This window comes from Streptomyces sp. NPDC059564 (assembly GCF_042735575.1).
In the GTDB taxonomy this organism is placed as follows: Bacteria; Actinomycetota; Actinomycetes; order Streptomycetales; family Streptomycetaceae; genus Streptomyces.
Genome location: NZ_JBHWBP010000076.1, coordinates 18,367 through 29,014 on the forward strand (window position 1 = coordinate 18,367; position 10,648 = coordinate 29,014).

A 10,648-nucleotide genomic window follows, 5' to 3' on the forward strand; every position below is an offset into this window, starting at 1 on the left:
GATGCGTGCTAGTTTTTCGCGCCGTGGCTATGACAGAGCTGATATCCGGAACGGGAAACCCGGCGGCCGAGGCCGGAAACGAGCGCGGTGGCGGGATCGTTTCGCTGCCTTCGCTCACCGGGTTGCGGTGGACCGCCGCGTTGATGGTGTTCCTCTACCACGTGCACATCGTGGAGTACTTCGGCGGGCGCTCCAACGACCTGGTCACCTTCGCGTTCGGGGCCGGGAACAGCGGGGTGTCGTTCTTCTTCGTCCTGTCCGGCTTCGTGCTCGCCTGGTCCTCGGCCTCCGCGCCGGCCGGGCGGCGGGTGCTGACGTTCTACCGGCGCCGGTTCGCCCGCGTGTACCCGCTGCACCTGGTCACCGTCGGGTTCGCGCTGCTGATGGCGGTGGCGTTCGCGCCGGACACCAAGCAGGGGCTGCTGCCGCTGGCGGCGAACCTGGGGCTCGTGCAGTCCTGGGTGCTGGAGATCCCGTACTTCCAGGGGCTGAACCCGGTCAGCTGGTCGCTGGCCTGCGAGGCGTTCTTCTACCTCTGCTTCCCGCTGCTGCTCTGGCCGCTGCGCCGCCTCGGCCCGCGCGCCGCATGGGCCGCCGCGGGGCTCGCGCTGGCCGTCGTCGTGGCCGTCCCGCTCCTCTGGGAGCTGGGCGACGTCCCCGACGGCACGATCTGGTCCCAGTACTTCTTCCCGCTCGTCCGGCTCCCCGAGTTCGTCCTCGGCATCGCCGTCGCCGAGCTGGTGCGCTGCGGCCGCTGGCGCGGCCCGGGCCTGACGGTCTCGCTCGCGCTGGCCATGGGCGGCTACTTCCTCAGCTACCAGGCCGACTACGCCTACCGCTCCGTCGCCTGCACGGTCGTCGGCTTCACCTGCCTGATCGCCGCCGCCGCGCGGGCCGACGTCACGGGGGAGCCCTCGCCCTGGCGGGGCCGCCTCAGCGTCAAGCTGGGCGAGGTCTCCTTCGCGTTCTACATGGTCCACATCCTGGTGATCCGCACCGGCGAGCACCTCTTCGGCGGGCACCCGAAGCTGCCCATGTGGGACGGCGGCCTCCTGGTCCTCGGCGCGGCCTTCTCGGTGTCACTGGCCCTCGCCTGGGCCCTGCACACCTGGGTGGAGGTCCCCGGCCGGCGGCTCCTGCTCAGGCGGTGGCGAGGAACGAGCGCAGTGACGCGGTCAGTGCCGTGACGAAGGACGCCCGGACCGGCTCCGGGAGCAGCTCCAGCGACAGGTAGGGGTTGAGGTCCTCCAGTTCGACGAGCAGCAGCTCGCCGGAGGGGGCCCGGCAGGCGTCCACGCGCTGGATGCCGTGCGCGAGCGTGTTCCAGGCGATGAAGCGGCGCGCGAAGGCCAGGTCCGCGTCCGTCGGCTCGTACGGCGTCAGCTCCCAGCGGCGTTCCGGGTCGGGCGCGTACAGGGCGTACTGGAAGGCGTCGTCGACGAAGTAGAAGGACACCTCGTACGCGAAGTCGATCCGCGGCTGGATCAGGATCTCCCCGGCCGGTCCGGACGGCTCGGGGGTGAAGGTGAGCCCGATGGAGTCGGCGCCCTGCTTGGGCTTGACCGCGTACGAGGGGACGCGCGGCAGCAGGTGCAGGTCCGCCGGGTCGTCGATGGTCGGGATGACCGGGAACCCGGCGGCGGTCAGGTCGAGGAGGTACTGCTTCCCGGCCATGTCGCCGCGGCCCGTGAGCGGGTTGTAGACGCGGGTCCCGGCGGCGAGCGCGGCCGCGCGGAAGGCGTCGTAGGCCTCCTGGTAGTGCAGGACCGGGCCGCTGTTGCGGACGATCACCGCGTCGAAGCCGGGCATGAGGGCCGCCGCGTCCAGCGGGTGGCACAGGGCCAGCGGGAAGTGCTCGCGGAGCCGGGAGGTGAGGAATATGTCCTCGTCGCCGTAGCGGCGGCCGCGCGCCGGGTACGCCAGGTCGGTCACGTAGAGAAGAGGCATGGCGGCAACCTATCGCGGGCAACGATCAGCGCATGAAATACCTCGTTCGGGACAAACTGCTGGCCATCGGGGACGACTACTGGATCGAGGACGAGGACGGCCGGCACGCCTTCCTCGTCGACGGGAAGGCCCTGCGCTTCCGCGACACCCTGGAACTGAAGGACCCGGACGGCCGGATCCTGATCACCCTGCGGGCGAAGCTGTTCGCCCTCCGCGACGCGATGACCCTGGAGCGGGACGAGCTGCGGCTCGCCGTGATCCGGCGCAAACGGCTCTCGCTGCTGCGCAACCACTTCCTCGTGACGCTGGCGGACGGCACGGAGCTCGACGTCAGCGGCCGGATCCTGGACCGCGAGTTCAAGGTCGAGTACGACGGCGAACTGCTCGCGCTGATCTCCCGCCAGTGGTACCGGATCCGTGAGACGTACGCCGTCGACGTGGTCCGCGGGGACGCCGACCCGGCGCTGCTCATCGCGGTCGCGGTGTGCGTGATCCGGATGGCCGAAAAGGAGCGGGAGGGCCCGGACCCCGAAGGGTGAGGCGCCGGTTCCGGGGGGACGCTCCGGGCCACGGGGGCCCACCCGTCACCAGGAGGCGACCATGGCGACCCTGCCGGAGCACGGCGAAGACCACGGGTACGGACTGCTGACCCCGGAGTTCTTCCGCGACCCGTATCCCGTCTACGCGCGGATGCGGGAAGCGGACCCCGTCCTCTTCCACCCGCCCCTGAACGCCTGGCTGCTGAGCCGCTACGAGGACGTCGACTTCCTGCTGCGCGACCGGCGCACCTCCGCCGACCGGGTCGGCCCGCTGCTCGCCGAGGCCCCGGAGGAATTACGCCCCGAGGCCGCGCTGCTGGGGCGCTTCCTCGGCGACTGGATGGTCTTCGCCGACGCCCCGGAGCACACCCGGCTGCGCGCCCTGATGACCCGCACCTTCTCGGCCCGCGCCATCTCCGGGCTGCGCGCCTTCACCGCGCGGACCTGCGCCGAGCTGCTGGACACGGCCGCCGCCAAAGGGGAGTTCGACCTGATCGCGGAGGTGTCGATGGCGCTGCCGCTGCGGGTCATCGGGCACGTCCTGGGCATCCGGCCCGAGGACCTGGAGGACTTCCGGCAGTGGTCGGCGGACCTGATGGCCGTGCCCATGATGAGCGGCGAGCCCCGGCGACGGTACGCGGACGCGGTCGCCGCCGTCCACGCGCTGGAGGCGCTGTGCGGGGAGCTGATCGCCCACCGGCGGGCCCGGCCGGTCGCCGATCTGCTGGGGCACCTGGTCAGCGCCGAGGTGGACGGGCAGTCGCTGACCGACGAGGAGCTCGTGGCGTGCTGCGCGCTGATCGTGATCGCCGGGCACGAGACCACCGCCTACGCCATCGGCAACGCGGTGCTGGCGCTGCTGGAGCACCCCGCGCAGCTGGCGGCGCTGCGCGCGGATCCGGTGCGCCGGATGGGGCCGGCCGTCGAGGAGACGCTGCGCTGGAACAGCCTGTCGGGGTGGATGGGCCGGATCACCACCGCCGAGCTGGCGGTGCGCGGACAGGTGATACCGGCGGGCAGCCTGGTCTTCGGGATGCCCGGGTCCGCGAACCGCGACGAGCGGGCCTACGAGGACCCCGACCGCTTCGACATCGGCCGGCCGGTGGCCGCGACCCGGCGCCACCTCACCTTCGGGCACGGGCTGCACATGTGCCTGGGAGCGGCGCTGGCCCGGATGGAGGCGGGGGTGTGCCTGGAGCAGCTGGTGACGCGGCTGCCGGGGCTGCGCCTGGCGGTGCCGGCCCCGGAGCTGGAGTGGCTCCGGGGCCTGGCCCTGCACGGCCCGGTGGCCCTGCCGGTGCGCGTCCGCTGAGGGGGTCCCGGGTCTACGGGACGGGTCCTAGCCGGGTCCGCCGTGGCCGTGGTGGCCGTGGTGGGAGCGGGCGGTGAGCTGGCCCTGGACGTAGGGGTCGGACTCGGGGGCGTAGGGGCCGCCGTGGTCCACGAGGTGTTCCTCGACGCGCTGCCACTCCGCCACGGCGGCCGGGGGCGCCCCCGCCGTGCGGGCGGCCTCCAGCGCGGCCTCCGCCTCGTGGTGGGTCATGCCCGTGGCCTCGGCCCGGACCCGGTCGCGCGCCGCCCGCTCGCCCGGGACGGGGTCGTGCGGTTCGGCGGCGGCCTCGACGGCGGCTTCGGAGGCTGCCTCGAAGGCGGCCTCGGCGGAGGCGGCCGGGGCTTCGGAGGCGGTCGCTCCGGCGGCTTCCGCGGCCCGGTTGCGGTAGGTCATGCCGGTGTCCTGCCCCGTCCGCGCCGGATCATGAGCTGCGGCCCGCCCCGGGGGTGCGCAGTCCCAGCACGCGGTCCTTCAGCGCCGGGAACTGCTCCCGTGTCTCCGCCACCTTCGCCGGGTCCAGCTCCACCGTCAGCACGCACTCGCCCGGGCCCGCCTCCGCCAGCACCTCGCCCCACGGGTCGACCACCAGGCTGTGCCCGGACTGCTCGACGCCCGCGTGCGTACCGGCCAGCGCGCAGGCGAGTACGTACGACTGGTCCTCGACCGCCCGGGCCCGGTTCAGCAGGGTCCAGTGGGCGCGGCGCCGGGCCGGCCAGCCCGCGGAGACCACCATGGTGGTGGCGCCCGCGTCGACCAGGCCCCGGAACAGTTCGGGGAAGCGCAGGTCGTAGCAGGTGGCGAGGCCGAGGGTCTGCTCCGGCAGGGTCACCGTGGTCAGGGAGTCCCCGGGGGACATCAGCACGGCCTCGCCCTGGTCGAAGCCGAAGCGGTGGATCTTGCGGTAGGTCGCGGCGAGCTCGCCCGCCGGGGACAGCACGAGGGCGGTGTTGTAGAGCGAGCCGTCGCCGGCGCGCTCGACGACCGAACCGGCGTGCAGCCACACCCCGGCGTCCCGGGCGGCCTTGGACATGGCCTCGTAGGTCGGCCCGTCGAGGGGTTCGGCCTCGGTCTCGAACTGCTCGTAGGCGAAGGCGCCGACCGTCCACAGTTCGGGGAGGACGACCAGGTCGCAGTCGCTCTGCTCCCGTACGAGTTCGGCTGCCCGGGACCGCCGGGAAGCCACCGACTCCCCTTCGTTCACCGCGATTTGGATCAGCGAGGCGCGCACATTACCACCGTCCTGGCATATCAGCCGTCAACTCGGGCCTACGATCGTCACACGAAAGCACTGCCGGGGTGCTCATCGGCAGCGTAGTTTTGGGAATAGTCCACAACGCGCCACTGAAACTGCACGCGAGGGGTCCCGTTGACCGTCCATCCCAGCCTTGAGACCTATGCCGACGCGTGGACGCATTCCATCGAGGCGATAACCGAGCTGGTCCTCCCGCTGGCCGAAAGCGAGTGGAACCGGGCGACCCCCTGCCCCGGATGGTCCGTCCGGGACGTCGTGTCCCACATCATCGGCATCGAATGCGAGCAGCTCGGCGACCCCCGGCCGATCCACACGGTGGCGCGTGACCTGCGGCACGTCGTCGACGAGTTCACCCGGTACATGGAGGTGCAGGTCGACATCCGCCGGCACCACACGGCGCCGGAGATGACCGCCGAGCTGGAGTACACCGTCATCCGGCGCTCGCGCCAGCTGCGCAACGAGAAGCGGGATCCGGCCACGATGGTGCGCGGCCCGCTCGGTGACCAGGTGACGCTGGAGCACGCGCTGCGGCTGCGGGCGTTCGACGTGTGGATCCACGAGCAGGACCTGCGGACGGCCCTGGGCGTGCCCGGGAACTGGGACTCGCCGGGCGCCTACGTGGCGCGGGACATCCTCCTCGCCGGGCTGCCGAAGGTGGTCGCGAAGGGCGCGGGCGCGCCCCCGAACTCGGCGGTCGTCGTGGACGTGCACGGCCCGCTGGAGTTCATGCGGACGGTACGGGTGGACGCGACGGGCCGGGCCACCCTCGACAAGACGCCCTCGCTGGGTCCGGCCGTGACGCTGACCCTGGACTGGGAGACGTACGTACGGCTCGCCGCGGGCCGGGTGCGGCCGCGCGCGGTGGCCGACCGGGTGAAGGCGGAGGGCGACCCGGAGCTGGCCGACGCGATCCTGGCGGCCTTCGCGGTGACTCCGTAGGACGCCGCCGGGCCCTTCAGACTCCGGCGGGGCTGGGGGGTGCCGGGACGCCGTCCGCGAGGGCGTGCCGCTCCGGGACCGGGGCGGCGCGTTCGGCGCGTTCCCGCTCGCGGGCCAGGGCGCGGCCGCGCAGACGCAGGATCTGGGCCACGCCCAGCACCTCCAGGACGAACACCGACGAGAAGGCGATCCGGTAGTTGTCGCCGGTGGCGTCGAGCAGGACGCCCACCGCCAGCAGGGTCGTCATAGAGGCGATGAAACCACCCATGTTGGTGATGCCGGACGCGGTGCCCTGACGCTCGGCCGGGTTCGCGGGCCGTGCGAAGTCGAAGCCGATCATCGAAGCCGGTCCGCAGGTGCCGAGCACCACGCACAGGGCGACCAGCAGCCACATCGGCGCCCGGTCCCCGGGGTGGACGAGGACGGCCCCCCACAGCGCGGCGGTGATCCCCACCGTGCCGAGGGCGAGCGGGATCCGGGCGGACTGGCGGCGGCCGACGACCTGGCCGTAGACCAGCCCGAAGCCCATGTTGGAGGCGACCACCAGGGTCAGCAGCCCGCCCGCGGTGGTCCGCGACAGGCCCTGCGCCTCGACGAGGAACGGCATCCCCCACAGCAGCAGGAAGACCATCGCCGGGAACTGCGTCGTGAAGTGCACCCACAGTCCGAGCTTCGTGCCGGGCTCCCGCCACGAATCGGCGATCTGACGGCGCACGAAGCCCCCCGCACCCCGGGGCACCGGCGCCGGCTCGTGGCCCTCGGGGTGGTCCCGCAGGAACAGCACCAGCGGCACCAGCACCACCAGCCCGGCGACGGCGCTGCCCAGGAAGGCCGGCACCCAGCCGAGGCCGTGCAGCACGGGCGCCAGCACGAGGGTGGACACCAGGTTGCCCGCCATCCCCACCAGCCCCGCCAGCTGCGCCACCAGCGGCCCGCGCCGGGCGGGGAACCAGCGGTTGCCCAGCCGCAGCACGGAGATGAAGGTCATGGCGTCACCGCAGCCCAGCAGGGCGCGGGCGGCCAGCGCCATCCCGTAGGACGGGGACAGCGCGAAGCCGACCTGCCCGGCGGTGAACAGGACGGCGCCCAGCGTGAGGACCTTCTTGGTGCCGAGGCGGTCCACCATCAGGCCGACGGGTATCTGCATGCCCGCGTAGACCAGCAGCTGGAGCAGGGAGAAGGTGGACAGCGCCGAGGCGTTGACGTGGAAGCGGTCGGCGGCGTCGAGTCCGGCGACGCCCAGGCTGGTCCGGAAGATGACGGCGACGAAGTAGACGGAGACGCCGATCGACCAGACGGCCACGGCCCTGCGGCCGCCGGGAGGGTCCTTGAGGACGGCGGCGGCGCGGCCGCCGGTCCCGCTCACCGGCCCGTCCCGCGCACCAGCGCCTCGACCCGGCCGACGTGTCCGCGTACGGCGGCGGCGGCAGTCTCGGCGTCCCCGGAGCGCAGGGCGTCCAGGATCTCGGCGTGCTCGGCGAGGGTGCGTTCCACCCGGTCGGGGTGCGCGTGCAGCAGGGCCACGCCCATCCGCAGCTGACGGTCGCGGAGCTGGTCGTAGAGCCGGGACAGGATCTGGTTGCCGGCGTGCCGGACGATCTCGGCGTGGAAGCACCGGTCGGCCTGCATCATCGCGGCGAGGTCGCCCCGCCCGGCGCACCGCCGCTGCTCGGCGAGGAGTTCCGCGAGCCGCTCCAGCAGGGCGGGCGGGGCGGGCACGGCCTTGCGTACGGTGAACTCCTCGACCAGCAGCCGGGTTTCGATGACGTCGGCGATCTCCTGCGCGGAGACCGGCAGCACCAGGGCGCCCTTCTTCGGGTACAGCTTCAGCAGCCCCTCCGTCTCCAGCCGCAGCAGCGCCTCGCGGACCGGCGTACGGGAGACCCCGACGGCCTCGGCGAGTTCGCCCTCGGTGAGCAGGACCCCGCCCTCGTAGCGGCGGTCCAGTACGCCCTCCTTGACGTGGCGGTAGACGCGGTCGGCGGCGGGCGGGGGCTTCAGGCCGGTGGCGGCCGGGGAGGCCGGGGAGGGTGGCATGTGCACAGGATAGATACATGTGGGATGCACGCGTATCGGCCGTCCACCATCCGGACCGCCTGCCGCGGCCGGCCACGGCTCCGGGTACGGCCCGGCTACGCCGCCGGCTCGCGCACCTCGACGTCCAGCAACAGCTCGTCGTACGGGGCCTCCTGCGGGTACGGCGGCCTGACCTGCGCGAACCGGATCCGGGCCCGGGCGCCGGCGCGCCGCCCCCGCACCGTGTACGCCCGCTCGACGACCGCCCCGGGAAGCGCGCCCGGCCGCTGTTCACCCACCCCGGGGCCGGCCCCGGCCGTCACGGTGACGGCGTCCTCGTCGCCCGTCACCTGCCACGTCCACACGTACCCGCGCGCGCCCCGCCCGGGCAGCCGCAGGACGTACGGCTCACCGGGGCCGAGCACGATCCGGCGCACCTCCACCCGCGGCCCCTCTCCGTTCGGCCGGACCGGCCGGCCGGCTCAGACCGGACCGATCACCGGCCCCTCGTGCCAGCCCGCGCCGTCCCGCCAGTAGTGCTGGAGCAGGCGGTCGGTGCGCAGGACGACGACTTCCAGGTTGAACCCGAAACTCCCCTGGAGCATCCCGGTGACGGTGAGCACGTCGTGCCCGAAGACCGCGCCGCGGGCCCAGGCGGCGCCCGAGGCGTTCCCGCGCCACCAGTGCTCGACGCGGCCGTCCGCGCGGGCCGCGCACAGCTCGTAGTTCCCGGCGGTGTCCTCGTCCGCGGCCCCGTACTGGCCCTCGATCATGCAGGGCGCGGAGGTGATCCCGGCGCCGAAGACCTCGCCGGGGTGCCAGACGAAGCCGTTCGGGTCGTCGCGCCACCACAGCTGCATCGTGCCGTCGGTGCGGGCCGCCACGAGGTCCAGGTGCCGGCTGCGGGTCTGGACGAGGGCGGGGCCGTAGTGGGCGATGCCGGAGGCGAAGCGGCCGCCGTCGTTCCAGGTCCAGGGCGCGCCGTTGATCCGCCACCAGTGGCCCAGCCGGCCGTCGGCGGTGCGCACGACCACCTCGAAGTTGCCCGGCTTGCCGTAGTCGCTCTGGATGAACGCCGGGGTCGAGCCGATCGCCGCGTCGCCCGGGCCGAAGGCGCCGCCGTCGCGCCAGACGCCGACGGCCTGCTCGTAGTACCAGTGGCGCAGCCGGCCGCCGGTGGTGACGTGCAGGGACTCCATGTTCCGGTTGTACGTGGAGCCGGTGAAGGCGGGCTGGCCCGAGGCGTCACCGGCGAAGGCCGCCGCCCGGGACCAGCCGAAGGGGGCGTCCCCCTCGCGCCACCAGTGCTGGAGGCGGCCGCCGCCCGCGGTCGCGGCCAGCTCGAAGTTGCGGTGGGCCGGGCCGTTGCCGCTCTCGTAGACGTTGCCCGCGTGCAGGCGGCGCTTGCTCCAGGGGTCGATGTTGGTGCCGCGCAGGCCGCACTTGGCCCAGTAGTCGATGTTCACCTCGCCGTACGCGATGCGGCCGTAGCCGCCGACGTGGTAGCCGGTGCCCCAGGAGTTCTTGAACAGCCAGCAGCCGGCCGCGTCGTCGTAGCCGACGACGAGCACGCAGTGGCCGCCCGCGAGCCGGTCGCTGGTGCGGTGGTACACGCCGGAGCCCAGGCCGAAGAAGTCGTCGTAGACGTCGAAGCAGGCGGTCAGCGGGCCGACCGTGTCCAGCCACACCTTCTGCTGCTCCACGTCGCCGAGGCGCACGTAGTCGGTGATCCGGACGGTGCGGCCCGAACGGTCCCAGCTGGGCGTGTACTCGGCGCGCCAGGCCTCGCGCCGCTCGGCGGGCAGGCCGGGGGGCGGGGTGCCGTACGGCCAGCAGTCCGGGTCCGCGAGGCCGCCGTTGGTCTGGATCCAGTCCAGGGCGGTCTCCGGGTTGCCGCCCTGGCCGCAGGTGGACTTCAGGCCGTCGTGGACGTCGCCCTCAGAGCGCTCCGCCCACACGTCGTGCTCTATGCGGGCCATCGACTCGACGAGGCCGGCGGCGGAGAAGACCCAGCAGGAGCCGCAGGGGTTCTGGTCCTTGACCTTGGTGAGCCAGGGCCAGCCCCAACGGGAGCGCCAGTCGACGGCGGTGGGGCGGGGTGTTCCGGTCGCGGTCCCGGTCCCGGTCCCGGTCCCGGATTCCGCGAGGAGGCCGTGCGCGGCGCGGCGGCGGGTCAGGTGCGGGTTGCCGCTCGGGTGGCCGGCGAGCGCCCGCAGGTTCACGGACCCCGCCTCCGCGGCGGGCGTCAGGTTCACCCCCGGCTCCAGGCCGAGCGAGGGCCGCGGTACGGGCTCCCCGTCGGCCAGGTGCTCGCTCACCGACCACCGTGCCCCGCACGCGGCGAGCCGCGCCCGCAGCACTCCAGCCGTCTGGACAGACTCCCCCGGCATACCGCCCCCCAGCGCAACCGTCGGTTGTGAGCCCCGGGAGCGTCTCCCCGCCGCCGGACCCCGTCAAGGGGGTCCGCGCGGGCGCACGGGGGCACGGGCCGCGCCCCTCCTGCGGGAGCGGGCCGGGGCGTTGGGGTACGGGGCGGTGGGGTACGGGGAGCAGCGCGTGTCCGTCAGGGGAGGGGCAGCGGGGCCGGGGGCGCGGGCGGGGGCCGGGAGCGCGGGCGGGCCC

At 73.6% G+C, this 10,648-nt stretch carries 11 protein-coding genes; 4 read left to right on the plus strand and 7 right to left on the minus strand.

The genetic code is table 11. The features are described 5' to 3' along the window. Positions 1-29: 29 nt before the first annotated feature. Positions 30-1,187, plus strand: a complete 1,158-nt coding sequence (locus tag ACFV0Q_RS15950; RefSeq protein WP_385005604.1) for an acyltransferase family protein — start codon at positions 30-32, stop codon at positions 1,185-1,187. Here the strand turns inward: ACFV0Q_RS15950 and ACFV0Q_RS15955 are convergent. After that, on the minus strand, positions 1,141-1,947 hold the full coding sequence (locus tag ACFV0Q_RS15955; protein WP_385005580.1) for a hypothetical protein: 807 nt from the start codon (positions 1,945-1,947) through the stop codon (positions 1,141-1,143). The two genes, ACFV0Q_RS15950 and ACFV0Q_RS15955, sit on opposite strands and share 47 nt — an antisense overlap. Before the next feature lie 32 nt (positions 1,948-1,979). On the opposite strand from ACFV0Q_RS15955, the gene ACFV0Q_RS15960 reads away from it, so the two are divergent. Both ACFV0Q_RS15960 and ACFV0Q_RS15965 read left to right on the plus strand, forming a co-directional pair. After that, the gene (locus ACFV0Q_RS15960; protein ID WP_385005582.1) at positions 1,980-2,486 is read left to right on the plus strand and encodes an LURP-one-related/scramblase family protein; all 507 of its coding nucleotides are present in this window, start codon (positions 1,980-1,982) and stop codon (positions 2,484-2,486) included. A gap of 61 nt (positions 2,487-2,547) precedes the next feature. Next, on the plus strand, positions 2,548-3,798 hold the full coding sequence (locus ACFV0Q_RS15965; protein ID WP_385005584.1) for a cytochrome P450: 1,251 nt from the start codon (positions 2,548-2,550) through the stop codon (positions 3,796-3,798). A gap of 27 nt (positions 3,799-3,825) precedes the next feature. Here the strand turns inward: ACFV0Q_RS15965 and ACFV0Q_RS15970 are convergent, their stop codons facing one another. Both ACFV0Q_RS15970 and ACFV0Q_RS15975 read right to left on the minus strand, forming a co-directional pair. Then, a complete protein-coding gene (locus tag ACFV0Q_RS15970; protein WP_385005586.1) occupies positions 3,826-4,212 on the minus strand; it encodes a hypothetical protein in 387 nt (128 codons plus the stop codon). A 28-nt stretch (positions 4,213-4,240) separates the two neighbouring features. Then, complete coding sequence (locus ACFV0Q_RS15975) at positions 4,241-5,047, minus strand: carbon-nitrogen family hydrolase (protein WP_385005588.1); 807 nt, start codon at positions 5,045-5,047, stop codon at positions 4,241-4,243. A gap of 138 nt (positions 5,048-5,185) precedes the next feature. On the opposite strand from ACFV0Q_RS15975, the gene ACFV0Q_RS15980 reads away from it, so the two are divergent. Then, the gene (locus tag ACFV0Q_RS15980; protein WP_385005590.1) at positions 5,186-6,010 is read left to right on the plus strand and encodes a maleylpyruvate isomerase family mycothiol-dependent enzyme; all 825 of its coding nucleotides are present in this window, start codon (positions 5,186-5,188) and stop codon (positions 6,008-6,010) included. A gap of 16 nt (positions 6,011-6,026) precedes the next feature. Here the strand turns inward: ACFV0Q_RS15980 and ACFV0Q_RS15985 are convergent, their stop codons facing one another. From ACFV0Q_RS15985 to ACFV0Q_RS16000, 4 genes are all read right to left on the minus strand, one after another. Continuing rightward, positions 6,027-7,376: a nitrate/nitrite transporter gene (locus ACFV0Q_RS15985; RefSeq protein WP_385005592.1), complete on the minus strand. Its 1,350-nt coding sequence runs from the start codon at positions 7,374-7,376 to the stop codon at positions 6,027-6,029. Further along, the gene (locus ACFV0Q_RS15990; RefSeq protein WP_385005594.1) at positions 7,373-8,047 is read right to left on the minus strand and encodes a GntR family transcriptional regulator; all 675 of its coding nucleotides are present in this window, start codon (positions 8,045-8,047) and stop codon (positions 7,373-7,375) included. Before ACFV0Q_RS15990 ends, ACFV0Q_RS15985 begins: the two co-directional genes overlap by 4 nt. 95 nt (positions 8,048-8,142) lie before the next feature. Then, entirely contained in the window at positions 8,143-8,469 is a 327-nt protein-coding gene (locus tag ACFV0Q_RS15995; RefSeq protein ID WP_385005596.1) for a hypothetical protein, read from the minus strand. Between the two features lie 39 nt (positions 8,470-8,508). Next, on the minus strand, positions 8,509-10,344 hold the full coding sequence (locus ACFV0Q_RS16000) for a C1 family peptidase (protein WP_385005598.1): 1,836 nt from the start codon (positions 10,342-10,344) through the stop codon (positions 8,509-8,511). Positions 10,345-10,648: the final 304 nt, after the last annotated feature.